Genomic DNA, 26242 nt, shown 5'->3' with positions numbered 1-26242 from the left:
CACCGCTGCCGACACAGCCGCGCGACGGGCCCGACGGCACGTCAGTTCTCCCGCCACGACCCGGGTACCCGCAGCACGGCGCTGCGCACCGCGTCGTCGTACCCGGCGGGTACGCAACGCAGGTCGAGCAACAGCCGACCCCGGTCCACCCGGCCGATCACCGGTGGGTCACCCCGGCGCAGCGCGGCCGCGTACGTCTCGGGCAGGGCGAGTGCCCACGACTCGAGCGTGACGTCCGGGGCGCCCCCGCCACCGACGACGGCGGTGGTGGGGACGACCTCGGTGCGCAGCCCGGCCGCGGCGAACTGGTCCCGCAGCCGTTCGGTCCGCAGTCGCAGCGCGCCGGGGGTGGTCCGCAGTGCCCGCCAGGTGGGAGTCTCCGGGCCGGTCAGGGTCGCCTCCAACGCGGCCAGGGTCAGTTTGTCCACCCGCAACGCCCGGGCCAGCGGGTGCCGGCGCAGCCGCTCGACCAGTTCCGTGTCACCGAGCAGCAGCCCGGCCTGCGGGCCGCCGAGCAGCTTGTCACCGCTGGCGGTGACCAGGGCGGCGCCGGCCCGCAGCGCGGAGGCGGCGTCGGGTTCGGCGGGCAGCAGCGGATCCGGAGCCAGCAGTCCGGAGCCGATGTCCGCCACCACGGGTACGCCGAGGGTCGCCAACCTCCCGACGGGTACGGCGGTGGTGAATCCCCGGACGACGAAGTTGGACGGGTGCACCTTGAGCAGGAACGCGGTCTGCGGTCCGAGTGCGGCGGCGTAGTCGGCCAGCGAGGTGCGGTTGGTGGTGCCGACCTCACGCAGCCGGGCTCCGGTGCTGGTCAGCAGGTCCGGCAGCCGAAACCCGTCGCCGATCTCCACGAGTTCACCCCGGCTGACCACGATCTCCCGTCCGCCGCCGGCCAACACGGTGGCGGCCAGGGCGAGCGCGGCGGCGCCGTTGTTCACCACGTGTACCCCGCCGGCGGTCGGCACGGCCGTGGCGAGGGCGGCGAGCGCGCCCCGACCGCGGCGGGCGCGACGCCCGGTCCGCAGGTCGAGTTCCACGTCGGTGTGCCCGGCGGCGGCGACGACGGCGTTCACCGCCGCCGCCGACAGCGGTGCCCGGCCGAGGTTGGTGTGCAGGACGACACCGGTCGCGTTGAGCACCGGGCGCAGTCCGGCGGCGGTGTCGGACAGTTCGGCGACGGCGACCGCGAGCACCTGCTCCGGCGGGATCTCGCCGCGGCGGGCCCGGTTCTGGACCTCGCCGACCATCTCCCGCAGCCGGGTCCGACCGAGGGTCGCCTCGGCGGCGACCAGTCGGGGGTCGGCGAGCAGCACGTCGGTACGTGGCACCCGCCGTCGAGGGTCGCCGGCCCCGTTCATCGCCACCTCGTTCCGCGCTCCTTCACCCTGGGCACTTAACCACGGGTGACCGCTCGGTGTGGGCGGAATGTCCGATGCGACCGTCAGGTCGGGCGGCTGCCGAAACCGCGGCAGCTGCGATCACGCGCGGTCGGATGGGACAGTGGTCCGGTGACCACGATGGAGCGGTACCGCCTGACCCAGTACGCGCACGGCGGTGGTTGTGCCTGCAAGATCCCGCCGGGTGAGCTGGAGAGCGTGGTCGCCGGCCTGCTCGGCCCGGCCCTCCCGGCCGGCCCCGGCGAACTGCTCGTCGGCCTCGACGACGGCGACGACGCGGCGGTGGTCCGGCTGGAGTCCGGTACGGCGGTGGTGGCGACCGCCGACTTCTTCACCCCGGTCGTCGACGACCCGTACGACTGGGGGCGGATCGCGGTCGCCAACGCCCTCTCCGACGTCTACGCGATGGGCGGCACCCCGGTGGTGGGGGTGAACCTGCTCGCCTGGCCGCGTGACGTGCTGCCGCTGGAACTCGCCGCCGAGGTGCTGCGCGGTGGTCTGGACGTGGCCCGGCTGGCCGACTGCCACGTGGCCGGCGGGCACAGTGTCGACGACCCGGAACCGAAGTACGGCATGGCGGTCACCGGGATCGCCGACCCGCAGCGGCTGATCCGCAACGACGCCGGCGAGGCCGGGCTGCCGCTGACCCTGACCAAGCCGCTCGGCATCGGTGTGCTGAACAGTCGGCACAAGCGGACCGGGGAGGTGTTCCCACAGGCGGTGGCGACGATGACGGAACTCAACCGGGCGGCGTCGGCGGCAGCGGTCGCCGCCGCGATCCGGTGCGGGACGGACGTGACCGGTTTCGGCCTGCTCGGCCATCTGCACAAGCTGGCCCGGGCGTCCGGGCTGACCGCCCGGATCGACGCCGCGGCCGTACCGTACCTGGACGGGGCCCGGCAGGCACTGGCCGATGGTCACGTCAGCGGCGGAAGCCGCCGGAACCTGGCCTGGGTGGCGCCGCACCTGCTGGCCGACGGCGTCGACGAGCCCGAGTTGCTGCTGCTCGCCGACGCGCAGACCTCCGGCGGGCTGCTGGTCGCCGGGGAACTGCCCGGCCACCCGGTGGTCGGTGAACTGCTGCCGGCCCGACCTGACGGTACGACCCTGCTGGTCCGCGGCTGAGGCCCGGCCCGCCGGTCCACGGCCGGCACGACACGGGCCCCCGGAACTGGAGTTCCGGGGGCCCGTGGCTGCCGTGCCCGACGGCTGCCGGGTGGCGGTCGTGTCCTGGTGCGCTTACTTGGTGAGCGGCGCCAGGGTCGGGTCGTTGGCGTAGGCCTCGGCGGCGTTCGCCTTGGTGACGATCTGCGGCGGCAGCAGGTACGACGGGACGACCTTGACCCCGTTGTTGTACGAGTCGGTGTCGTTCACCTGCGGGGTGTTGCCGGCCTGCAGGGCCTTCACCATCTCGATGGTCTGCTTGACCAGGTTGCGGGTGTCCTTGTTGATCGTCGAGTACTGCTCGCCAGCCATGATCGACTTGACCGACTCGACCTCGGAGTCCTGACCGGTGACCACCGGCACCGGCTTGCCGGCGCCCTTGACCGAGGTCAGGATGGCCCGGGCCAGGGTGTCGTTCGGCGACAGCACGCCGTCCAGGGTCTTGCTGCTGTAGGTCGAGTTCAGCAGGGAGTCCATCCGCTGCTGGGCGTTCTCGGCCTTCCAGCCCTGGGTGGCGGTCTGCTTGATGTCGGTCTGGCCGGAGCCGACCACCACGTTGCCCTTGTCGATCTCCGGCTTGAGCACGCTCATCGCGCCGTCGAAGAAGACCGCCGAGTTGTTGTCGTCCGGCGAGCCGGAGAAGAGCTCGACCGTGTACGGGCCGTTCGGCTTCTTGGCCTTCATGCCGTCCAGCAGGGCCTGGCCCTGGAGCTCGCCGACCTTGAAGTTGTCGTACGCGACGTAGTAGTCCACGTCCGGGGTGTTCTTGATCAGCCGGTCGTAGGCGATGACCGTCGCGCCGGCCTCCTTGGCCTGCTTGACCTGGGTGCTCAGCTGGGCGGCGTCGGTCGCGCCGATGACGATGACCTTGGCGCCCTTGGTGACCATGGCGGAGATCTGCGCCTGCTGGTCGGCGACGGTGCTGGAGGCACCGGCGTACTGGACGTCGGACTGGAAGCCGGCCTCCTTGAGGCCGTTGCTGAACAGGTCACCGGCGAGCACCCAGTTCTCCGAGGTCTTCGCCGGCAGCGCCACGCCGATGAGCGAGTTGGCCGCGAAGCCCTTCCCGGAGTCGGCCGAGCCGCCGCCGGAGGAGTCCGAGCGCTCGGAGCAGGCGGTCAGTGCCAGCAGGGCGATGGCACCAGCGGCCACACCCCTGGCAAGGTACTTGCGCATTTCAGGTTGCCCTTCTTTGGATTTGGACCGGGATCGGAGGTGTTCCGGTCCCCTGCCGGGTGGCCGTCAGCCGGCCACCGGAGTCTTGGCGGGCTCGTGGCCCGTCTCGACCGGCGTCGCCGGGGTGGCGGGTGCCTCCCGGCGGAATGGCCGCGTGATGCTCCCGATGATCGAGAAGCGGCCACGGTTCTTGTTGTAGACGTCGAGCGCGACCGCGAGCAGCAGAACCAGACCCTTGATCATCTGGACCCGGTCGATGCCGACGCCCATCAGCTGCAGGCCGTTGTTGAGTACCGCCATCACCAGGCCACCGACGATCGAACCGCTGATGGTGCCGAGACCGCCGGAGACGGCGGCGCCACCGATGAAGACCGCGGCGATCGCGTCGAGTTCCCAGCTGAGGCCGTCCTGCGGGCCGGAGGCGGCGGACCGGGCGACGAAGATCATGCCGGCCAGCGCGGCCAGGATCGACATGTTCATCATGACCAGGAAGTTGACCCGCTTGAGCTTCACCCCGGAGAGCTCGGCGGCCCGGGCGTTGCCGCCGACCGCGTAGATGTGCCGACCACCGGCGGTGTTCCGGGTGACGAAGGAGTAGAACACCACCAGGACGCCGAGGATGATGCCGGAGATCGGGAAGCTGGTGCCGACCCGACCGCCGGCGAACCGGAAGGCCGCGAAGAGGATCACGACGACCGGCACGGCGACCCGGATCAGCGAGATCCACATCGGGGCGACGTCAGCCGCCATCTCCCGGCGGGTCCGGCGCAGCCGCCACTCGCGGACCACCACCGCGGCGCTGACCAGCAGACCGAGTAGCAGGGTGAGGTTGTTGTAGCCGGTGTTCGGGCCCACCTCCGGCAGGTAGCCGGCACCGATCTCGCGGAACCCCTCGGGCACCGGGATGGTGTTGGCGTTGCCGATGTACTGGTTCATGCCCCGGAAGAGCAGCATGCCGGCCAGGGTGACGATGAACGCCGGTACCCCGATGTAGGCCACCCAGAAGCCCTGCCAGGCACCGATCACCGCGCCGACCACCAGGCCGAGGACGATGGCCAGCGGCCAGGGGACGTTGTAGTCCTGCATCAGCTTGGCGACGATGATGCCGACCACCGCGGCGATCGAGCCGACCGACAGGTCGATGTGGCCGGCGACGATCACCATCAGCATGCCGATGGCCAGGATCAGGATGTACGAGTACTGGCTCACCAGCGAGATCAGGTTGCTGGAGTTGAGCGTCAGCCCGTCGGTGAGGATCTGGAACAGCAGGACGATCGCCACCAGCGTGAAGATCATCCCGAACTGGCGGGCGTTGGACTGCGTCCCGGCAAAGAGGGACTTCTGGAGTTCTTTCACGCGGCTCATGGCGTCATGCCTTCTTCGCTGAGGTCATCTGCTTCATCAGGAGTTCCGGATCGGCGTCCCGCCGCTCGATGCAGCCGGTGATCGCGCCCTCGAAGACCGTGTAGATCCGGTCGCAGAGCCCGATCAGCTCCGGCAGCTCGGACGAGATGACGATGACGCCCTTCCCCTGGTCCGCGAGCTGCTGGATGATGCCGTAGATCTCGTACTTGGCGCCCACGTCGATGCCCCGGGTGGGCTCGTCGAGGATCAGCAGGTCCGGGTCGGTGAACATCCACTTCGCCAGCACGACCTTCTGCTGGTTGCCGCCGGAGAGCTTGCCGACGCCCTCGTCGACGGTCGGGGTCTTGACCCGCAGGCTGGTCCGGTAGCCCTCGGCGGCACGGTGCTCCGCGACGTGGTCGAGCACGCCATGGCGGGTGATCTTGCCGAGCTTGGCCGCGGTCACCGAGGTCTTGATGTCGTCGAGCAGGTTCAGCCCGAGCGACTTGCGGTCCTCGCTGACGTACGCCAACCCGTGGTCGATGGCGTCCGCCACCGTCCGCAGCACGATCTCCCGGCCGTCCTTGAAGATCTGCCCGGAGACGTACGTCCCGTAGGAGCGGCCGAAGAGGCTCATCGCCAGTTCGGTCCGGCCGGCGCCCATCAGCCCGGCGAAGCCGACGATCTCGCCCCGCCGCACGGAGAAGCTGGAGCCCTTGGCGACCAGCCGGTCGGACGAGATCGGGTGCCGGACGGTCCAGTCGCGGACCTCGAAAAACACCTCGCCGATCTTCGGGGTGTGGTCCGGGAACCGGCTGTGCAGTTCCCGGCCGACCATGCCCCGGACGATCCGGTCCTCGTCGACCCCGTCCGCCTTGATGTCGAGGGTCTCGATGGTGTGACCGTCACGCAGGATGGTGATCGAGTCGGCGATCTGGGCGATCTCGTTCAGTTTGTGCGAGATGATGATGGACGTGATGCCCCGCTGCTTGAAGCCGAGGAGCAGGTCCAGCAGGTGCTGGGAGTCCGCCTCGTTCAACGCGGCGGTCGGCTCGTCGAGGATGAGCAGCTTGACGTTCTTGGCGAAGGCCTTGGCGATCTCCACGAGCTGCTGCTTGCCGACGCCGATGTCCTTGATCAGCGTGTCCGGGTCCTCCTGGAGACCGACCCGCGCCAGCAGCTCCAGCGCCTGGCGGTTGGCGGCCTTCCAGTCGATCACGCCGGCCCGGCCGGGCTCGTTGCCGAGGAAGATGTTCTCGGTGATCGACATGCCGGGTACCAGGGCGAGTTCCTGGTGGATGATCACGATGCCGGCCTGTTCGCTGGCCCGGATGTCCGAGAACCGGCTCTCCGCGCCCTGGTAGAGGATCTGGCCGGAGTAGCTGCCGTACGGATAGACCCCGCTGAGCACCTTCATCAGGGTCGACTTGCCGGCCCCGTTCTCGCCGGCGATCGCGTGGATCTCGCCCTTGCGGACCACCAGGTTGACGTCGGAGAGCGCCTTGACCCCCGGGAACTCCTTGGTGATCCCGCGCATCTCCAGCAGGACAGGTGCGGGGCTCATGACACACGCTCCCCGAGCCGGGCCCGTACGACGTACGGACCGCTCGTGGCCGGAACCGCGTGGCCTCCGTCACCGCGGCGCCGGAGGGATCCGGACGCGTCCGGCGGCCGGTGGCCGCGCCACGTCACCAACATCATTGTTGCCTCCGGGCAGCTCGTCATCGCTGACACTGTTTTGTTGCCGCGTGAAACTTATTGGAGGCGAACTTGTTTCGCAACATTTCGGTGCCGTGTCCTGGGCGTCAATCCAGTGGTCAACACCACCAGACGCGCAACTACTGTGAGTAGCGAGGCAGGCGCAGGCCAGCGGGTCGGTTGTGGCGGCCCGCCGGGGCGGAAAAAGAGAGCAAGAACACACGCGGCGGCGCGTCCTGCGAAGGGCGGGACGCCCCGGGGACGTGCTGCTGGTCCGCTCAGCCGCCGCAAGCACCCGTGGCGACTCGTCCGGACCATATCGGGTGCACCTGAACCCGATCACGTCGGGTGGCCCAGGTCAGACCCCGGTCACCCGGTCGTCCGGCCCGGGGCTTGCCGGCCCGCCGGCCTCCGGTGACCGGGGATACACCGGCACCGGCACCGGAAGCACCGGGAACGGTGACCCGCGGCGTACCGTTGGCCGGATGGCGTGTCGGACGATCGGTGACCGGACTCGGCCGGACGGCGTCGTCGCGGTGGGCCGTCCGGTGGTCAGCGCGGGCCGGCCGCGTCCTGGCCGCCCTTGCTGCGCTTGTCCGGGGTCGGGGTGACCTGGACCCCGTCCGGCGCGAGCGGCCGGGCCTGCCCGCGCAGGTAGAGGAACCAGTAGAAGCCCGCGACGAAGAGCGCTCCGCCCGCCAGGTTGCCGGCGAAGGCGAGCAGGAGGTTGTGCACGACATCCCAGGCGCCGATCCCCGGGACGTGGGCGAACATCGCCGCCGGGAGGAAGAACATGTTGGCGACCACGTGGTCGAAGCCGAGCGCCACGAACGCCATGATCGGGAAGAAGATCGCCAGGATCTTCCCGGCGATGTCCTCGGCCGCGTAGGACATCCAGACGGCGAGGCAGACCAGCCAGTTGCAGCCGAGCGCCCGCAGGAAGATCTGGACGCTGTCCTCGTTCAGTGCCTTGCCCTCGGCGATGGCGGCGAGCTTGGCGAAGGTGAGCGCTCCCCCGGTCCCGGCGGCGGAACCCGCGTCGCCGATGACGCCGGTCCGGATCGCGAGCACGTAGGCGACGAACAGCGAACCGATCAGGTTGCCGACGGTCACCAGCAGCAGGCTGGTCGCGGCCCGTCCGACTGTCGTCCGTCCGGAGGTCAGCGCCAGCGGTAGCAGCGCCATGTTGCCGGTGACCAGCTCGGAGCCGGCGATCACGACGAAGATCAGGCCGGCGGCGAAGACCGCCCCGAAGATCAGGGTGGAGAGGTTCCCCCAGACCGCGACGGGCATGCCGGCGGTGACGACAACGCCGAGCAGGCCGGCGAAGGCGATGTAGGCACCGGCCAGGATCCCGCCCACGAGCATGCGGTCGGGGCTGAGGTTCGCCTTGACCACGCCGGCGTTGACCGCCGTGGTCGCGATCTGGTCGGGTGTCTTGAAGCCCATGGTTCCCCCTGATGGTTCGACGCTCACCCACCCGGCGCCGCCGCCGGCCCACCGGCCGACGTCGACGCCTGTCGCTCCAGCCGCTCCCGCTGTGGCACGACCGTGTATTTCGGGTCGCGGGCGGAGACGACCCCCGCCTCGAAGACCCCGAACCGGGTCAGCACCGACGACGCCAGCAGGGCGGCACCGGAGAGCACCGAGAGCACCCGGCTGCGCCGGCCGAGCAACGCCCCGGCGGTCCCGACGGCGAGCAGCAGCCGGCTGCTCCGCAGCATCCGCCCGCCGGGTCCCACCCGGTACGGCTCGCCGGTCAGCCCCAGCCGGGAGATCCGGTGCTCGGCCAGCGTCTCCACCACGGCCCCGGCCACCACCAGCCGGCGCGCCGGGCCCGCCTGGCCGACCGGGGCGGCGACCAGGCCGGCACCCGCGCCGGCCACCAGCGCGCTGCCGGCGAACAGGAATGGCAGATCCGGGTGGGCGTCGTGCCAGGCCGGCATCGCGGTGTCCGCCAGCAGCACCCCGGTGTACGTCGCCAGGGCCGGCGCCGTGACGGCGGCGGCCAGACCGGCGGCCCGACCGGTTACCGGCAGCAGCCGGCGGGCCAGCCCGGACACCCCGTGCCGGGGCAGCAGCGGAGCCGCCTCACTGACCGCCGCCAGCCCGGCGGCCGGACCGAACGCGGCGAGGATCCAGGTACCCATCGACATCGGCGACGTCGGTTTCGCCACCCGGAGCATGTGGTGGAACCGGGCGGGCCGGCCGAGGTCGTTGATCAGGAAGTAGGTGCTGGCGGCGACCGCGCCGAGCGCCACCAGCCGGCCGGACCGGCGCAGCGCCGGACGACCGGTCAGGTCGGCACCGGCGGCCAGCAGCGCGGTCCCGGCGGCCAGCCCGCCGGTGAACAGGTACGCCGGGATGTCGTGTCGCCACACCGGAGCCTTGAGGATCGGCCGACCGTAGTAGGAGGCGAACCCGGCGGGCGGCACCGGCCGCGGTTCACCGGCCACCAGGCCCGGCCCGGCCGAGCCGCCCCGGCGGGCGCCCCGACGCAGCCCACCGCCGTTCGGCTGCTCCAGCCGGGCCCGGAACTGCCGGAACCGCTCCCCCAGCGGCTCGCCGGGCAGGCCGCGGCCGGTCACGACGGCCGCCCGACGAACGCGGCCACCGCGGCGGCCGCCATGGTCAACGCGGCCGCTCCGGCCCACCGCCACATCCGGGGCAGGTCCCGGGTGGTCACCACCGGGTCGGGTGGCAGACCGTACACCTCGGGTTCGTCGAGGAGCAGGAAGAAGGCGCCGTCCCCGCCGACCCCGTCGGTCGGGTCGTGGCCGTAGAGGCGGGCCTCCGGCATCCCGTCGGCGTGCAGCCGCTCGACCCGGGCCCGGGCCCGCTCACGCAGCTCGTCGAGTTCGCCGTACTGGATCGACTCGGTGGGGCAGGCCTGGGCGCAGGCCGGGGTCCGGCCGCTCTTGGTCCGGTCGTAGCAGAGGGTGCACTTCCAGGCCCGGCCGTCGCCCCGGCGCTGGTCGATGACGCCGTACGGGCAGGCCGGGATGCAGTAGCCGCAGCCGTTGCAGATGTCCTCCTGCACCACCACGGTGCCGAACTCGGTGCGGAACAGCGACCCGGTCGGGCAGACGTCCAGGCAGGCCGCGTTGGTGCAGTGCTTGCAGACGTCCGACATCATCAGCCAGCGCAGGTCGGCCCGCCCGCCCCGGTCGCCCCGACCGGGCAGCTCGGTGCCGGGCATGCCGAGGAACTGCGTACCGTCGACCATCCGGCCGGCCGGGGCGGGGTCGGGCGCCGACGGGACCCCGGGATCCGTGCCGGTGTCGACGACGGTCCCGGCCCCGGTCTCGGCGGTGGCCACCCCGACCGGCGCCCCGGTCGGGGTACCGGCCAGCGGCGCCGACGCCTGCCAGCCGACCGGACGGGACTGCTCCACGAAGGCGACGTGCCGCCACGAGTTCGCGGTCAGCGCTCCGGTGTTGTCGTATGACATCCCGAGCAGGTCGAGACCGCTGACCGGCACCAGGTTCCACTCCTTGCAGGCCACCTCGCAGGCCTTGCAACCGATGCAGAGGCTGGTGTCGGTGAAGAACCCCATCCGGGGCGGCGGGTCCACGTACCCGGCCCGTTCGGCGGGGTTCACCGCGACGGCCGGTCGGATCTCGACCATGCTCATTCCTTCCGGTCCGTGCCGTCGTCGGCGCCGTCGCCCGGCCGCTCGGCGGCGGTGACGACCGGCGGGTGGTGACCGTCGAGGCCGGCCCGGCGGCGGTAGTCGGCGATCAGGTCGAGCAGCGCGGGGCCGGTCGGCCGTCGCCCGGCCCGTACGTCGCAGGTGGCGACCTTGCTCTCCTGGATCAGCACGTTCGGGTCCAGGGTGGCGCCGAACAGGTCGTTGGCCGGCTCGCCCCGGACCAGTCCCTCGGTGCCGAAGTGGTACGGCAGCCAGAGCTGGTGGATCACCCGCCCCTCCAGCCGGATCGGGGCCATCCGGTCGGTGACCAGCACCCGGGCCTCGATCAGGCCCCGGCTGGTCACCATGTGCGCCCAACCCAGGTGGGTCAGCCCCCGCTCGACCGCCAGCTCCGGCGAGACCTCCACGAACATCTCCGGCTGCAGTTCGGCGAGGTGGTGCACCATCCGGCTCATCGCGCCGGCGGTGTGGTGCTCGGTGAGCCGGCTGACCGTGAAGACGTACGGGAAGACGTCGCTGTGCTGCTGCGGCGGGCTCGGGTTCGTCGGGTTGTCGGTGCGACGGTAGAGCTTGCGGGTCGGGTTCGCCTGCTGGCCGTAGAGCGGGTTACGCACCGGTGACTCGGCCGGCTCGTAGTGGGTGGGCAGCGGCCCGTCCAGTACGCCGACCGGCGCGTACAGCCAGCCCTTCCCGTCACCCTGCATGATGAACGGGTCGGTGCCGTCGAGCGCGGCGACCCCGGTGGCGTCCTCGGGCGCCCGGTACGACGGCGGTTTGGTCCTCTCGAAGTCCGGTACGTCCTCACCGACCCACTGGCCGGCCTGCTCGTCCCACCAGACGTAGCGTTTGCGTTCGCTCCACGGCCGGCCCTCCGGGTCGGCGGAGGCACGGTTGTAGAGCATTCGCCGGTTCGCCGGCCAGGCCCAGCCCCACTCCGGGGCGACCCAGCTCTGCTCCCGGCCGGGTTTGCGCCGGGCCGCCTGGTTGACCCCGTCGGCGAAGACACCTGTGTAGATCCAGCAGCCGCCGAGTGTCGTACCGTCGTCGCGCATCTCGGTGAAGCTGGCCAGCGGGCGGCGGGTGGCGATCTCGTACCCGTTGATCTCCCGCAGCACCGCCTCGGCGCTCGGCTCCGCCAGCGGACCGTGCGTGGGATAGTCCCAGACCAGCTCCAGCAGGGCCCGGTCCCGGGGCCGGGTCGAACCGGCCAGCCGGTCCCGGACGATCCGGCCGAGGTGGTAGAAGAACCACAGCTCGGAGCGGGCGTCGCCGGGCGCGTCGACGGCCTTCTCCCGCCACTGCAGCAGCCGCTGGGTCTGGGTGAAGGTCCCCTCCTTCTCGACGTGCGAGGCGGCCGGCAGGAAGAAGACCTCGGTACGACAGCGCTCCGGGACGATCTCGCCGGTCTCCACCTCCCGACTGTTCTTCCAGAACGTGGCGCTCTCGATCAGGAAGAGGTCGCGGACCACCAGCCAGTCCAGGTTGGCCAGGCCGAGGCGTTGGGCCCGGCCGTGCGCGGACCCGACCGCCGGGTTCTGTCCGAGCAGGAAGTAGCCCCTGACCTTGCCGTCGATCATGTTGAACACGGTCTGGTAGGTGCCGTGGTCGCCGGTCATCCGGGGCAGGTGGTCGTAGCAGAAGTTGTTCTCCGGGGTCGCCGCCGCGCCCCAGTACGCCTTGAGCAGGTTGACCGCGTACGCCCGGGCGTTGCCCCAGAAGCCCTTCTGGCCGGGGTGCGCGATGGCGGTGACCCAGTCGTCGAATGTCTGGTGCTGCTCATGCTGCGGCATCGGCAGGTACCCGGGCAGCAGGTTGAACAGGGTCGGGATGTCGGTCGACCCCTGGATGCTGGCGTGCCCGCGCAGCGCGAGGACGCCGCCGCCGGGTCGGCCCATGTTGCCGAGCAGCAACTGGATGATCGCCCCGGTCCGGATGTACTGCACCCCGACGGTGTGCTGGGTCCAGCCGACCGAGTAGACCAGCATGGTGGTCCGGTCCCGACCGGAGTTCTCCGTCCAGGCCTTCGCCACCTCCTCGAACTTCTCCCGGGGCACCCCGCAGACCCGCTCCACCATCTCCGGGGTGTAGCGGGCGTAGTGCCGCCGGAGGATCTGGTAGACGCAGTTCGGGTGCTGCAGGGTCTCGTCCCGCATCGTGTTTCCGGAGATCGGCGCGCCGTGCGACTCGTGCCGGAGTCCGGCCGCGCTCTCCCGCTCGGTGACGGTGTCGTTCTTCCCGTTGCTCTCCTGCCCCCGGTACTGCCAGCTGCGCTGGTCGTAGCTGGCCGTCTCCGGGTCGTAGCCGGAGAAGAGGCCGTCGAGTTCCTCGGTGTCCCGAAAGTCGTCGCTGACGATGGTCGCGGCGTTGGTGTACGCCAGCACGTACTCCCGGAAGTCCAGCTCGTTCTCCAGGATGTGGTGCACGATCCCGCCGAGGAAGGCGATGTCGGTGCCGGCCCGGATCGGTACGTAGCTGTTGGCCAGCGCGCTGGTCCGGGTGAACCGCGGATCGACGTGGATGATCTTGGCGCCGCGTTCCTTCGCCTCCATCACCCACTGGAAGCCCACCGGGTGGGCCTCGGCCATGTTAGAGCCCTGGATGATGACGCAGTCACTGTTGATCAGATCCTGCTGGAAGGCCGTCGCGCCACCGCGACCGAAGCTGGTCCCCAGACCGGGGACGGTGGCGGAGTGTCAAATCCGGGCCTGGTTCTCGATCTGGATCGCCCCCATCGCGGTGAACAACTTCTTGATGAGGTAGTTCTCCTCGTTGTCCAGGGTGGCGCCGCCGAGCGAGGCGATGCCCAGGGTGCGGTTCAGTGGGCGGCCCTGGTCGTCGACGTCCTCCCAGGTGGCGTCCCGGGCGGCGAGCACCCGGTCGGCGATCATCTCCATCGCGGTCGGCAGGTCGAGTTCCTCCCACTCGGTGCCGTACGGGCGCCGGTAGAGGACCTTCTGCTGACGCAGCTCGCTGGTGACCAGGTTCAGGCTGGCCGAACCCTTGGGGCAGAGCCGGCCCCGGGAGATCGGGCTGTCCGGGTCGCCCTCGATCTGGGTGACCCGGCCGTCCGAGACGTACACCCGCTGGCCGCAGCCGACCGCGCAGTACGGGCAGACCGAGCGGGCCACCGAGTCGGCGGTGTCGGTACGCGGGGTCAGCCCGGCGGAGCGGGGAGACTGCGCCGCCGCCCCCCGGCCGAGCGGATCGGTGCCGGTGAGCTGCCGGTACACCGGCCACCCTTCGATGAAGGTGCGGATCCCCATTGCCCAGCACCCCCTCCAGGAAATGTCGGTCAGCCCCGACCACCGGTCGTCCCACGGTTCCCGCCGTCCAGGTGGCAGGAACCCGGCGACCCGCCCCGAACCGGGAAACCCCCGTCCGGTTCCGGAAACGCCGTGACCTGCGAGAAGGGATGAAGCGCGGAAACCCACCCAGACCGTAGCCCGGACGATGGTCACCGCGGAGCGGTTTCCGGCAGTACGCTGTCGCGATGTCTGTCGATCAATCTATCGATGCCGATCCGGCCACTCCCCCACGTATCGACTTCGACCACCACTCCCCCGAGTACCGCACCAACTGGCGGAAGATCTCAGACGAATTGCTGACCCGCTGCCCGGTGGCCCGGACCGACGCCTACGGCGGCTTCTGGGTGGTCTCCGACCACGCCAGCCTCAACCAGGTGATGCGCGACGACGCCACGTTCAGTTCGGGCCGCAACACCGCCGACCCGTCCGACCCCCGCCAGGGCATCGTCATCCCGCCGAACCCGCTGCCGCAGATCCCGCTGGAACTGGACCCGCCGGAGTACAACGCGTACCGCCGGATCCTGAACCCGTTCTTCAGCCCGACCGCGGCCCGGGCCAGCGAGCCGTTCGCCGCGCAGGCCGTCGACGCCCTGCTGGACCGGGTCTGCGCTGGCGGCCGGATGGACCTCGTCCTCGACCTCGGCAACCCGATGCCGGCACTGGCCACGATGAAGCTGCTCGGGCTGCCGCTGGACGACTGGCAGACGTACGCCGAGCCGATGCACCGACTCGCCGCGTGCCCGCCCAGCGACCCCGACTTCGCCCACAACGTGCAGGTGGTGGGTCAGCTCGGCGGCGCGATCGCCGCCCTGCTGCCGCGACTGCGGGAAACCCCCGACGAGAGTCTGCTGAGCGCCCTGGCCAACGGCAACATCGACGGTCGGGCGCTGCCCGACGAGGAGGTCGTGATCATCGCGCTGCTGGTCATCCAGGGCGGGGTGCACACCACCACGGCGCTCTTCGCCCACGCGATGAACTGGCTGGCCGAACACCCCGAGCACCGCGAGCGGCTGCGCGTCGACCCGGCCCTGTGGGAGCACGCCACCGAGGAATTCCTCCGGATCTTCCCGCCGGCGATGGGCTTCGCCCGGACCGCCACCCGCAACGCCGTGGTCAACGGCCAGCAGATCCGGGAGGGCGACCGGGTCTTCATGTCCTTCGCCGCCGCGAACCGCGACCCGTCGGTCTTCACCGAGCCCGACGAGGTGCGCCTCGACCGGACACCGAACCGGCACACCAGCTTCGGCGTCGGCATCCACCGCTGCATGGGGCTGCAGTACGCCCGACTCTGGTTCCGGCTGATGGCGCAGCGGCTGCTGGAACGGATGCCCGACTACGTGATCGACCAGGCCGGCACCCGGCAGAACGAGAGTGTCGGCATCATCAACGGCTACGTGACGATGCCGAGCACGTTCACCCCGAGCGCGCCGCTCGGCGTCGCGATGCCGGACTGACCCCGAGCCGGGAGCCGAACGCCAAGAAACGTCGGACGCCGCGGTCGGGCGGTGACCGTCTCCCGGTCATCGCCCGACCAGGCCGCCGGGCCGGGGTCGGGCCGCCCGGCCCGGCGTCGGGAGACCGGGTACGTCCGGGCCCGCTGTCGACCGTTCGAGGAGTTCCGGGCCGCTCGTGGTTTAGGGCTTTCGCCACCGGCTATCCCGGCGCATGCCCGACCACGCGCCGCGCGGCGTCGTCCCGCCCTGCCTCGACGAGGCGACGACGCCGCGGCCCGGCGTCCCCGGGCGGATCCCGGAACCGGACCTGGAGCGGAGGGGCGACGAGTGGGCGCCTTCCTGACCCGGCTCTACCGCGACGGCGCCCTGGTCGAGGAGAACTTCCCGCCCGAGGAGGTGGGCGACCGGCTCGACCGCGACGACCAGACGTTTGCCTGGCTGGACATCTGCCGGCCGGAGGAACGTGACCTGCGGCTGCTCGCCGAGAAGCTGGGCATGCACGAACTGGCGCTGGAGGACGTGGTCCAGCAGGCCCAGCGGGCCAAACTCGACCGGTACGACACCCACCTGTTCCTGAACACCTACATGGTCCGCCTCGAGGCGTCCGGCGGCCTGGAGGACGTCGAGGTGTCGGCGTTCATCAAGCCCCGGGTGCTGGTGACGGTCCGCTACGACGAGGGGTTCGACATCAGTCAGGTGCTGGCCCGGTGGGACGAGGGCGCCGAACTGGCCCGGTACGGGGTCGCCTTCCTGCTCCACGGGCTGCTCGACACGTTGATCGACGGGCACTTCGCGGCCGTACAGCAACTCGACGCGTCGCTGGAACAGGTGCAGGACGCGATGTTCCACCGTCAGGCGATGAACCGCAACGAGGTGCAGAAGCGGATCTTCCTGGCCCGCCGGGACCTGGTCCGGCTGCGGCAGGTCACCCTGCCGATGCGCGAGGTGGTGAACGCGCTGATGCGGCCGACGATGCACGCCGTCGACACCGAGATGCTCCCCTACTACCAGGACCTCTACGACCACGTGCTGCGGGTGATCGAGTGGAGTGAATCACTGCGTGACCTCGACACCACGATGCTCGAGACGAACCTGACGCTGCAGAACAACCAGTTGAACCTGATCGTCAAGCAGGTCACCGGGTGGGCGGCGATCATCGCCGTGCCGACCGCGGTGACCGGGTTCTTCGGCCAGAACCTCGCCTTTCCCTGGCGGCACACCCACGGCGAGTTCATCGTCTCGCTGGTCGCGACGTTCGGCCTGGCGATCGCGCTGTACCTGGTCTTCCGCAAGAAAGAGTGGATCTGAGTCTTCCGCAAGAAAGAGTGGATCTGAGTCTTCCGCAAGGAGGGAGTGGATCTGCCTCCGGGACCGGCGGGTCGCGGCGGCCGGCGACACGAAAAGGGGCCGGCTCCGGCCGGCCCCTTTCCTGGCTGGTCAGTCCGTTCCCGGACTGCTCCATGTCGCGTTTCCGGGGCTGCTCAGCGCGCGTCCCGCCAGACGTGCGCGACGATGTCCGCGGCCTGGTCCTCCCACTGCGCGTACGCGAACGGGTAGGCCGAGACCTGCACCGCCTGGGCGGCGTCGGTCAGCGGCAGGTCCCGCCAGTCGTTGACCCGCTTCAGCCCGTTGAAGAACGCACCCGCCGAGTAGTCCCGGTCGGTGAGCTGGTCGGGTGCGCCCCAACCGGACGACGGTCGCTGCTGGAACAGGCCCAACGAGTCGTGGTCGTTCCAGGCGCCCAGGTGGCCGAGGTTACGCAGCTTCGACTCCTGCAGCGAGGTGGCCACCCCGATCACGGCGCCTCGCGGCCCGACGTCCTGCCGCCGGGCGACCCGCACGATCTCCCGCGCGTTGTCCCACTGGTCGTCGTCCAGGTCGACGTGCGACTGGGCGCCCTGCACCCCGTGCGGGACCAGCGTGTCCCGGCCCGGGTTGTCGTCCGGGTTCGAGCGCCCGTCGTCCGACCTGTCCGGGGCGGTGTTGTGGTCCTGGGTGGGCCGGTCCTGGGCCGCACCGCCCTGCGGGGCGTCCGCCGGCATCGTCTGGGTGTACCCGGCCGGGGTCGCCGGTTGGCCCGGGGCGGCGGTCGTCGTCGCTCCGGACACCCCACCGCCGACGGCGGAGCAGGCGACCGCGCAGGTCAGGCCGGCGACGGCCAGCGCCGTACGCCGGGCAACCGGCTTCTCGGCGAGGGCGGGCAGGTGGCGTACCGCCGGGCTCGACGCGATGGCGGGCAGCCACCGCGCGGTGACGGTCTCCGCGGCGGCGGGGATGCGGCGTACGGCCGGATTCTGTGCGACGGCCGGCAGCCATCGCGTGGTGACGGTCTCCGCGATGGCGGGGAGCCATCGCCCGAAGATCGGGTTCATCTGATGGTTGCCCTTTCGATCTGGATTCCGGGAGGTGGCGCTGGACGCGACGGGCCCCAGCACGCAAGAGGTACGCCCGCGATCCAGGGGGCGGAGCTCGCGGGCGTACCAGCAGGCATAACCAGGCGGACGGGTCCGGCATTCCGGATTTGCTCCCCTGGCCGTCGTGCGGCCCGGGCCGGCGCCCCGAGTCGGACGGAGCGGCGAATTCGGGTAGGGATCAACCGGCTCCGCGACCTTCGGGCTACCCTGAGCGCATGCAGTACGCCGCCGGGGCGTCGTCGACCACCGTGACCCCGCTCGCCCGACCGGGCCGGCCGGCCGTGGTGACGCCGACCGTGACCGAGCTGACCGGGCCGACCCGGGGCCGGGTGACTCTGCCGCTGCGGCTGATGTGGGGTCCGGACCGGGTCTTCGAGCTGGCCGACCCGGACCAACTGCTCTGGATGTACGAGAACGTGCTGCGGGAGAGCACCCGCACCGAGGACCTGCGCCGCTACCTCAACGGCCACCTGCTCCGCCGGGTGTGGCCGGCGCTCAACCTGCCCCGTGGGGTACGGACGGCCTGGGAGTCGCGGCACCCGTCGCTGGCCAGCGGCCCGGCCGCCGACTCGTCAGGCGACCGCCTGGCGGCATGACCACCAGCCATCTCGACGACTTCTACCGTCAGGTCGCCCGGGTCGCCCTCTCCGTGGCTGACAAACACGGTTTTGTCCTGGGCGGCGGCATCGCCTGGGCCGCACACGGTCTGGTCAGCCGCCCCACCGAGGACGTCGACCTGTTCGCCGACGTCGACGGGGCGGCGGCGAACGCGGCGGCGGAGGTCCGGGCCGCCCTGGCGGCGGCCGGGTTCACCGTCGCCGACGAGGACCCGTCGGCCGATCTTGCCGGACTGTTCGACGGGTTCGCGCTCGACATGAAGGACTTCCTGGTCGGCCAGGGCGGCCGGCGGCTGCGGCTCAGCCTGGGCAGACTCGACCGGCACCGCAGCCCGGTGGTGATGGACCTCGGCCCGGTGATGCACGTCCAGGACCTGGTGGCCAGCAAGACCGCCGCGCTGATCACCAGGCGTGAGGTCCGGGACTACATCGACATCGCCGCCGCGCTCGACCGCTACACGATCGCCGACCTGCTCCGGCTCGCCCACGAGTACGACCCGGCGATCGACCCGGAGGACGTTCCTGCGGTCGGCCGCTACCTGGACCGGCTGCCCGACCGACGCTTCGCCCGCTACGGGCGGGACGCCGACCAGGTGCGGCAGATCCGCGAGAAGCTGGCCGGCTGGCCACGCTGACCGGGGTCGGCCCACGGGTGCACCGCTGGCCGGGTCCCCGTGGTGGGGACCCGGCCAGCGGATCGTTCACGCTTCTTTAGCTGTTGTTCCAGGCATTGGCGACCAGGTCAGCAGCCTGGTTCTCCCACTTCGCGTACGCGTCCGGGTACGCCGACACCTGCACCTTCTGCGCGGCCACGGTCAGCGGCAGATCCTGCCAACCATCCACCTGCTTCAACCCGTCCAGGAACGCGGTCGTGGCATGCTCCCGGTCCATGATCTGGTCCGGCGAACCCCAACCCGAACTCGGACGCTGCTGGAACAGACCCAGCGAGTCATGGTCGTTGTTGGCACCCAGGTCACCCAGGTTCTCCAACTTCGACTCCTGCAGCGACGTACCCACGGCGATCACCGCGGCCCGCTCGTCCAGACCAGCCTTCTTCGTCGCCTTCACAATCGCCTTCACGTTGTCCGCCTGCTCAGGCGAGATCGGAATCGACGCCTGCGCACCCTGCACACCATGCGGAACCAGCCGGTCCCGCGACGGCTTGTGATCGCCCTTGTCCACGACCACGGACTGCGCCACCAGGTTCACCCCGTGATGCTCAGGAGCGGCCTGCGCGGCAACCGCCGGACCAGCGACAGCGCCACCAACAAACGCCAGACCAGTCAGACCCAGCGCCGTCCTACGAACCAGAGAAGTCTCAGCGATGGCCGGAATCCACCGACCGAACAGCATCCTGTTCATGATCGTTCGTTCCTTCCAATCGGGGATGAACACCCACACACACGGGGGGCATGTGTGCGGTGCCAGAGAAAGAGAACGGCCCACACCAGAAGAACCAACACTCTCCCGGGGACCAGAAGCTCGATCGCCACGTACCAAAGAGGGGCAGGCACTCAAGCGAACGCCATATGTAACGACCGGCAACCCCGGATCATTCCCAGACCCGAACCCATCAGCCCAGCCCAGCGGCCGTGCTACTCAGCCGTACGCGTAATGTAACGACCCCCAGCCCGCCAACATTCCACCGGATCGAGTTGATCATCAACCGGAACCGGACACCGGGAACGACCGGCCGGCAACCACTCGCCTCCGGGGCGGGCATCCCGGAGACCGGACTCCGCACCCGAACATCTCAGTTCCCCCCCGGAGCGTAACCGCGCGGGCAGACCGGACAGTCGGGTCGGTATCTGCCCGCCGGCCCAGCGCACGGCCGGTCAGCCCACAGCGGATCGGCAGCGTCGATTCACTCCCGGGATCGTTTCCAGGAACACCAACCCCACACGGTGGCTGAGGCGACTCTCACCCGCATCGACGGGACGGGCGAACCGGACGGTGAGGGGTTCGGTCGCGGCCCCGACACGTCCTCCCCTTCGGACACCGGGACACCTTACCGCCCGGCCAGATATCATCACTACCCGTCACGCTCCGATGAGGATGCTGACGAACGCACCCACCGCCGGCGCCTCCGCTGCCGCCCGCAGCAGTTCGGTGCGGTGGACCAGCCGCGGAGCGGTGAGCGGCACCATGCAGACCCCGGCGAGACCCGGTACCGCTGACCCGGGCAGTACCGCGAGACCGTGGCCGGCCGCGACCAGGACGAGCAGATTCCGCAGGTCGGTGCCGTCGTAACAGATGGTGGAACGCGGGCTGTCGGAGCGGGCCGCGGCGCCCAGTTCCGACAGGGGCGCGGCCACGTCGGGGGCGTCGATCCAGCGGGCGTCCAGCAGGTCGTCCAACCGGAGTTCGGCGCGCCCGGCCAGCGGGTGGCCGTCGGGAAGCAGCACCGTCAGTGGTTCCTCGGCAATCGCGACGCCGGCGGTGACGCCGAGGTCGGCCAGCGGCAGCGGGTCACTGGGCGCGACCACACCTGTGACAAGGCCGACGTCGTACTCGCCGGTGACAAACCCGGTGGCGACCGCCGACCGGCCGCCCGAGCCGATCGTCACCGCCAGGCCGGGCCGGGACCGGCGTACGACGGCGAGCGCCCGAGCCACCCGTTCCGGTACGGCGAGCGGGGTCACGCCGAGCCGAAGTCGCCCGGGTGGCTCGGCGCCGGCCCGCCGGACGTCCGCCCGGGCCGCGTCCAGCCGGAGCAGGATCGTCGCGGCGTGCTCGAGCAGCCGTTCGCCGGGGCCGGTCGGGCCCACCGGTCGGCGGTGCAGCAGGGCCACGCCCAGGTCCTGTTCCAGAGCCGCGATCTGCTGGGAAACCGCCGACTGGGTGTAGCCGAGCTGGTGCGCCGCCGCGGAGAAGGAGCCGCACCGGGCCACCGCCAGGAAGGTACGCAACAGGTGGGGGTCCACCCCATCAGTATCGCTTATCGATCATGCACGGATCATCGTTTGCGCTGTACAGGCCGGAGCGCCGAGGATGGGGACATGACCGAGCACCACAGCGCGTTCAGCGCCCGGATCGCCCTGGTCGGCGACCGTTCCCCGCACGTACGGGCACACGCCCGGATCCCCGCCCTGCTCGACACGCTCCGTGAACGCGACCGACTCGACCTCGACGTCTACTGGGTCGCCACCTCGGACGTCGAGGACCCGACGACGCTGGTCGGATTCGACGGGATCTGGCTGGTGCCGGGCAGCCCGTACCGCAGCGAGGCCGGCGCGGTCGCCGCCGTCCGGGTCGCCCGGGAGAGCGCCGTCCCGTTCCTCGGCACCTGCGGCGGTTTCCAACACGCCCTGCTGGAGTACGCCCGCAACGTCTGCGGGCTGGTCGACGTGGCGCACGCCGAGAACGCCCCGGACGGGGAGAACCTGCTGGTCGAGGCGCTGTCCTGCTCCCTGGTCGGGCGGGAGGGGACGGTGCTGACCACACCGGGCACCCTCGCCGAACGGGTGCTGGGCACCAGCCGCAGCCAGGAGCGTTACCACTGCTCGTACGGCATCAACCGGTCCTATCTCCGGACCCTCGAGGAGTACGGCCTTCGGCTCAGCGGCTTCGACGCCGACGGTGACCTCCGCATCGCCGAACTTCCCGGACACCCGTTCTTCCTCGCCACCCTCTTCCAACCGGAACTGGCCGGGGACGGGGCCGTCCCGCACCCGGCGATCCGAGCCTTCGCGGCCGCGGCGGCGGTGCGCGCCGAGGGCCACACCGCGCGACCGGCACCGGTCACCGGCTGAGCCGGCGTACCGCCAACTCGGCGAGGAGCGCCGCACCGTCGGCGAGCACGCTGTCGTCGTACGCCGCCCGGGGCGAGTGGTTGGACGGCGCGGTGGCCGGGTCGTCGGTGGTGCAGGCGCCGAGGAAGACGAACGCCCCGGGCACCCGGGCCAGCACCCGGGAGAAGTCCTCCGAGCCGGTCATCGGGTGCTCCATCGGCGTGAACCGTTCCTCGCCGAAGACCTCGCGGACGGTGTCGGCGGCGAACTCGTGCTCGGCGGCGTTGTTGACGGTCACCGGGTACTCCGGCTCGTACCGCGCCTCGACCCGCAGACCGTGCGCGTCGGCGATCTGTTCACAGAGCCGCACCGCGTACGCCCCGACCTGTGCGTCGACGGCGGGATCGAAGGTCCGGACGGTCGCCTCGAACGCCGCCTCGTCCGGGATGATGTTGCGACGGGTACCGGCATGGAAGGTGCCGACGGTGACCACCACCGGCTCGAACGCGCTGAACCGGCGGGTCACCATGGTCTGCAACGCGGTGACCATCTCGCAGGCGACCGGCACCGGGTCCAGGGCCGACTCCGGCCGGGACCCGTGGCCACCGGCCCCGATCACCCGGACGAAAAGACCGGCCGAGGCGGCCATCAACGGCCCGGGTCGGGAGGAGAAGACCCCCCGCTCCAGGATCGACGACAGCACGTGCAGGCCGTACGCGGCCTCGACCGGGCGCCCGGCGGCGGACAGCACGCCCTCCTCGATCATGTGGCGGGCGCCGTCGTAGCCCTCCTCACCCGGCTGGAACATGAAGACCACGTCGCCGGCGAGGTCCGCGCGGCGGGCGGCGAGCAGCCGGGCGGCCCCGACCAGGCCGGCGGTGTGCAGGTCGTGCCCACAGGCGTGCATGAACCCCGGGTGTCGGGAGGTGAAGTCGAGACCGGTCTCCTCGGTCACCGGCAGCGCGTCCATGTCGCCCCTGAGCAGCACCACCGGACCGGGGCGGCCGCCGCGCAGCACGGCGGTGACGGAACTGAGCCCCTTGCCGGTGCTCACCTCCAGGGGCAACGGTTCGAGCGCGGCGAGCACCCGTTCCTGGGTACGCGGCAGGTCGAGCCCCATTTCCGGGATCTGGTGCAACTCCCGCCGCAGGATGGCGAGTTCGTCCTGGATCTCCGCCGCGTCCGCTCGCAGGCCCATCGTGTCCCCGCCCTCTCCGGCCGCCCCGCCGGCTCGTCCGACCGATCCCCAAGATCCTATCCGTCCGGCCGGCCGGTCCGACAGTCGCGGCGGCCACGCATCCCGGTGGTGACCAGCGCTTTCAGGGTTGCTCGGAAACAGCTCCCGGTACGGTTCCTGACCCGCCGGGCTCGGCGGTGGCCCCGTCGGCGAGGTGGAGCCGCTCCTGGATCCGGTGGTAGTCGACCGGGTCGACCGGTGGCACCGCCCCGGTACGGGCGGCGGCCGCGGTGGACAGTGCGGCCGCCAGGGCGTGCCGGTAGAGGGCGGAGCCGGTGCTGACCCTGGCCACCCCGACGGCACCGAGCCCGGCGAGGTCGGCACCGGGATACCAGAGGATGTTCAGCGGCAACGGCACCGCGGCCGTCACCACCCCGATCCGGCCGGGGTCGGTGAGGCCGGGTACGAAGACCCCGGACGCGCCGGCGGCCCGGTACCGGGTCAGCCGGTGGAGGGTCTCGTCGAACCTGCTGTTCTCGTCCGCCCCGGTCCGCAGCCAGTAGGTGTCGGTGCGGGCGTTGACAAAGAGTCCGGGCGCGGCGGCGACGACCGCGCCGATGATGGCCGCCTGCTCGTCCGGGGTACGCAGCCGCCCGTCGGCCCGGCCGTCCTCCAGGTTGATTCCGGCGACGCCGAGCGCGGCGAGTTCGGCACCGAGCGCGGCGATCGTGGCGGCGTCGTCGTGGTAGCCGTTCTCCAGGTCGACGGTGAGCGGCACCGGAAGCCGGGGCACGAGCCGTCGGGCCAGTTCCACCGCGCGGTCGGCGCCGTCGCCGTCGCCGTCGGGGGAACCGGCGGCGGCGTTGACGCCGAGACTGGTGGTGCCGATCGCCGGGAAGCCCGCGTCGGCCAGCAGCAGGGCGGAGGTGACGTCCCAGGCGTTGGGTAGGACGAATGGCCGGCCGACGCGGTGGTGCAGCGCGGCGAAGGTCTCGGCCGGTCCGGGGCGGCGCCGGGTACGGGGTTCTTCCATGTCATCGACGGTAGGTCCCGGACACTTCGGTGCCGACCACAGTGTCGGCGACGAGGGCTCGGGGCACCGCCGGGTAACGGGTGAGCTGGCAGGAGGCGGAGCCGATGGTTAGGGTGCCCTCGGCGCCCACCAGGCGCTCGTCAACCCCTGAGAAAGGCTCGGCATGTCCCCTCTCACCGGCCCCTCCCGGCGCCAGGTGCTCGCGGTCGCCGCCGCCGCCGCGACAGCGCCGCTTGTCGCCGCGGCACCGGCACAGGCCCACGGTCCGACCAGGCCGAAAACCTACGACCTCACCGTGCTGGGTACCTCCGACACCCACGGCAACGTCTACAACTGGGACTACTACCGGGACGCGGAGTACGACGACAGCGCACACAACGACGTCGGCGTGGCGAAGCTGGCCAGCCTCGTCACGCGGATCCGGGCCGAACGGCGCGGTCGCGCGACGCTGGTACTGGACGCCGGTGACACGATCCAGGGCACCTCGCTGGCCACGTACTACGCCAAGCAGGAACCGATCACCTCCACCGGTGAGACGCACCCGATGGCCCGGGCGATGAACATCCTCGACTACGACGCGGTGACGCTCGGCAACCACGAGTTCAATTACGGGCTGCCGCTGCTCGACCGGTGGATCCGGCAGCTCGGCTTCCCGGCGCTGGCCGCGAACGCGGTCAACGAGAGGACCGGCAAGCCGGCGTTCACCCCGTACGTCATCAAGAAGGTCTCGCTCGGACCCGGCGCCCCGACCCTGCGGGTCGGCATCCTCGGCCTGACCAACCCGGGTACGGCGATCTGGGACCGGGCCCACGTCGAGGGCAGACTCCGGTTCGAGGACATGGTGGCGACCGCCGCGCGCTGGGTGCCGGTGATGCGGCAACGTGGCGCCGACGTCGTACTGATCTCCGCGCACGGCGGCGACAGCGGCACCTCCAGCTACGGCCCGGAACTGCCGAACGAGAACCCGTGCGCGCTCATCGCCGAACAGGTGCCCGGGATCGACGCGATCCTGTTCGGACACGCCCACGCCGAGGTGGTCGAGCGGTTTGTCGTCAACCGGGTCACCGGCGAACGGGTGCTGATGTCGGAGCCGTCGAAGTGGGGCCAGCGGCTCACCCGGATGGACTTCACCCTGGAACGGCAGCACGGCCGCTGGCGGATCACCGGCAAGCGGGCCACCATGCTGAACACCAACACGGTGCCGGAGCATCCGTTGGTACTCGCGGCCGTCCGCCGGCAGCACGACAAGACCGTCGCCTACGTCAACCAGGTCGTCGCCACCTCGGCGGTGGAACTGTCGGCGGCGGAGTCCCGGTACAAGGACACCCCGATCCTCGACTACATCAATCAGGTGCAGACCGACGTGGTCACCGCCGCGCTGGCCGGCAGTCAGTACGCGAGCCTGCCGGTGCTGTCGATCGCCGCGCCGTTCAGCCGTACCGCGGTCTTCCCGGCCGGCGACGTACGGATCAAGGACGTGGCCGGGCTCTACATCTACGACAACACGCTGGAAGCGGTGGTGCTCAGCGGCGCCGAGGTACGGGCCTATCTGGAGTACTCGGCGAAGTACTTCCGGACCCTCGGCCCGGGCGCACCGGTCGACCCGGCGGAGATCAGCGACCCGGCGGTGCCGGACTACAACTACGACGCCCTCTCCGGCGTCGACTACGACATCGACATCAGCCGGCCGGTGGGGCAGCGGATCACCCGGCTCGTCCGGTCAGGCACCGACACCCCGGTCGCCGACACCGACCAGTTCGTGGTCGCGGTGAACAACTACCGGCGCAGCGGCGGCGGCAACTTCCCGGGCATCGTCAAGACCCAGGTCTACAACGCGCAGCAGGAGATCCGCCAGCTGCTGATCGACTGGGCGCAGGAGCGGGGCAGCATCGACCCGGCCGACTTCTTCCAGCCGAACTGGCGGCTGGTCCGGGAGGGCGTACCGGTCTTCTAGGCCGTGTGTCATAAGTGCCCTGTGGTCCTGGCTGTGAGGTAGATCGGCTGGGCGTGTCGGTGACCGGGATGCGGTGAGGTCTCCGGTAGATGGGTTATCGACCAAGACAACCATCTGCACGGA

The 26242-nt window shown here is 70.9% G+C and carries 20 protein-coding genes; 7 read left to right on the top strand and 13 right to left on the bottom strand.

Annotated elements, in window-relative coordinates:
• Positions 1-41: 41 nt before the first annotated feature.
• The gene (gene selA / locus ABGB05_RS29540; RefSeq protein ID WP_347657234.1) at positions 42-1361 is read right to left on the bottom strand and encodes an L-seryl-tRNA(Sec) selenium transferase; all 1320 of its coding nucleotides are present in this window, start codon (positions 1359-1361) and stop codon (positions 42-44) included.
• 159 nt (positions 1362-1520) lie between these two features.
• Between selA and selD the strand changes: the two genes are divergently transcribed.
• Positions 1521-2525 (top strand): selenide, water dikinase SelD, encoded by a 1005-nt coding sequence (gene selD / locus ABGB05_RS29535; protein ID WP_347657233.1) that lies wholly within the window; start codon positions 1521-1523, stop codon positions 2523-2525.
• 114 nt (positions 2526-2639) lie between these two features.
• On the opposite strand, the gene ABGB05_RS29530 is transcribed toward selD, so the two are convergent.
• The 7 genes from ABGB05_RS29530 to fdh all read right to left on the bottom strand — a co-directional run bounded on the left by ABGB05_RS29530 (position 2640) and on the right by fdh (position 13697).
• Entirely contained in the window at positions 2640-3740 is a 1101-nt protein-coding gene (locus ABGB05_RS29530) for a sugar-binding protein (RefSeq protein ID WP_347657201.1), read from the bottom strand.
• Positions 3741-3806: 66 nt separating this feature from the next.
• Positions 3807-5105 carry a multiple monosaccharide ABC transporter permease gene (gene mmsB / locus ABGB05_RS29525; protein ID WP_347657200.1) on the bottom strand — a complete coding sequence of 433 codons (1299 nt, stop codon included), beginning with the start codon at positions 5103-5105 and terminating at the stop codon, positions 3807-3809.
• Between the two features lie 4 nt (positions 5106-5109).
• Positions 5110-6648, bottom strand: coding sequence for a multiple monosaccharide ABC transporter ATP-binding protein (mmsA, locus tag ABGB05_RS29520; protein WP_347657199.1), 1539 nt, complete (start codon positions 6646-6648; stop codon positions 5110-5112).
• Positions 6649-7334: 686 nt separating this feature from the next.
• The gene (locus ABGB05_RS29515; RefSeq protein ID WP_347657198.1) at positions 7335-8231 is read right to left on the bottom strand and encodes a formate/nitrite transporter family protein; all 897 of its coding nucleotides are present in this window, start codon (positions 8229-8231) and stop codon (positions 7335-7337) included.
• A 23-nt stretch (positions 8232-8254) separates the two neighbouring features.
• On the bottom strand, positions 8255-9370 hold the full coding sequence (gene nrfD, locus ABGB05_RS29510; protein ID WP_347657197.1) for an NrfD/PsrC family molybdoenzyme membrane anchor subunit: 1116 nt from the start codon (positions 9368-9370) through the stop codon (positions 8255-8257).
• The gene (locus ABGB05_RS29505) at positions 9367-10410 is read right to left on the bottom strand and encodes a 4Fe-4S dicluster domain-containing protein (RefSeq protein ID WP_347657196.1); all 1044 of its coding nucleotides are present in this window, start codon (positions 10408-10410) and stop codon (positions 9367-9369) included. Before ABGB05_RS29505 ends, nrfD begins: the two co-directional genes overlap by 4 nt.
• A gap of 2 nt (positions 10411-10412) precedes the next feature.
• Positions 10413-13697 carry a formate dehydrogenase gene (gene fdh, locus ABGB05_RS29500; protein ID WP_347657195.1) on the bottom strand — a complete coding sequence of 1095 codons (3285 nt, stop codon included), beginning with the start codon at positions 13695-13697 and terminating at the stop codon, positions 10413-10415.
• 227 nt (positions 13698-13924) lie between these two features.
• On the opposite strand from fdh, the gene ABGB05_RS29495 reads away from it, so the two are divergent.
• The gene (locus ABGB05_RS29495; RefSeq protein WP_347657194.1) at positions 13925-15193 is read left to right on the top strand and encodes a cytochrome P450; all 1269 of its coding nucleotides are present in this window, start codon (positions 13925-13927) and stop codon (positions 15191-15193) included.
• Between the two features lie 327 nt (positions 15194-15520).
• Positions 15521-16501 (top strand): magnesium transporter CorA family protein, encoded by a 981-nt coding sequence (locus tag ABGB05_RS29490; protein WP_347657193.1) that lies wholly within the window; start codon positions 15521-15523, stop codon positions 16499-16501.
• A 173-nt stretch (positions 16502-16674) separates the two neighbouring features.
• Here the strand turns inward: ABGB05_RS29490 and ABGB05_RS29485 are convergent, their stop codons facing one another.
• A complete protein-coding gene (locus tag ABGB05_RS29485) occupies positions 16675-17565 on the bottom strand; it encodes a hypothetical protein (protein WP_347657192.1) in 891 nt (296 codons plus the stop codon).
• Between the two features lie 257 nt (positions 17566-17822).
• On the opposite strand from ABGB05_RS29485, the gene ABGB05_RS29480 reads away from it, so the two are divergent.
• Together ABGB05_RS29480 and ABGB05_RS29475 are read left to right on the top strand one after the other, a co-directional pair.
• Positions 17823-18203: a hypothetical protein gene (locus ABGB05_RS29480; RefSeq protein WP_347657191.1), complete on the top strand. Its 381-nt coding sequence runs from the start codon at positions 17823-17825 to the stop codon at positions 18201-18203.
• Positions 18200-18859: a nucleotidyl transferase AbiEii/AbiGii toxin family protein gene (locus ABGB05_RS29475; protein ID WP_347657190.1), complete on the top strand. Its 660-nt coding sequence runs from the start codon at positions 18200-18202 to the stop codon at positions 18857-18859. The genes ABGB05_RS29480 and ABGB05_RS29475 overlap by 4 nt, the downstream gene beginning before the upstream one ends.
• A 76-nt stretch (positions 18860-18935) precedes the next feature.
• Here the strand turns inward: ABGB05_RS29475 and ABGB05_RS29470 are convergent, their stop codons facing one another.
• Both ABGB05_RS29470 and ABGB05_RS29465 read right to left on the bottom strand, forming a co-directional pair.
• Positions 18936-19586: a hypothetical protein gene (locus ABGB05_RS29470; RefSeq protein WP_347657189.1), complete on the bottom strand. Its 651-nt coding sequence runs from the start codon at positions 19584-19586 to the stop codon at positions 18936-18938.
• A 677-nt stretch (positions 19587-20263) separates the two neighbouring features.
• A complete protein-coding gene (locus ABGB05_RS29465) occupies positions 20264-21148 on the bottom strand; it encodes a LysR family transcriptional regulator (RefSeq protein ID WP_347657188.1) in 885 nt (294 codons plus the stop codon).
• 75 nt (positions 21149-21223) lie between these two features.
• Between ABGB05_RS29465 and ABGB05_RS29460 the strand changes: the two genes are divergently transcribed.
• Positions 21224-21976, top strand: a complete 753-nt coding sequence (locus tag ABGB05_RS29460; RefSeq protein WP_347657187.1) for a hypothetical protein — start codon at positions 21224-21226, stop codon at positions 21974-21976.
• Here the strand turns inward: ABGB05_RS29460 and ABGB05_RS29455 are convergent.
• Positions 21966-23153 carry a M20 family metallopeptidase gene (locus tag ABGB05_RS29455; RefSeq protein WP_347657186.1) on the bottom strand — a complete coding sequence of 396 codons (1188 nt, stop codon included), beginning with the start codon at positions 23151-23153 and terminating at the stop codon, positions 21966-21968. The two genes, ABGB05_RS29460 and ABGB05_RS29455, sit on opposite strands and share 11 nt — an antisense overlap.
• A gap of 121 nt (positions 23154-23274) precedes the next feature.
• Complete coding sequence (locus tag ABGB05_RS29450) at positions 23275-24165, bottom strand: isocitrate lyase/phosphoenolpyruvate mutase family protein (protein ID WP_347657185.1); 891 nt, start codon at positions 24163-24165, stop codon at positions 23275-23277.
• Positions 24166-24328: 163 nt separating this feature from the next.
• Between ABGB05_RS29450 and ABGB05_RS29445 the strand changes: the two genes are divergently transcribed.
• A complete protein-coding gene (locus ABGB05_RS29445; protein WP_347657184.1) occupies positions 24329-26119 on the top strand; it encodes a 5'-nucleotidase C-terminal domain-containing protein in 1791 nt (596 codons plus the stop codon).
• The last annotated feature ends 123 nt before the right edge of the window (positions 26120-26242 follow it).

Origin of the sequence: Plantactinospora sp. B5E13 (assembly GCF_039871775.1) — a bacterium.
Classification (GTDB): Bacteria; Actinomycetota; Actinomycetes; order Mycobacteriales; family Micromonosporaceae; genus Plantactinospora.
This window is presented reverse-complemented; position numbering and strand designations above follow the sequence as displayed.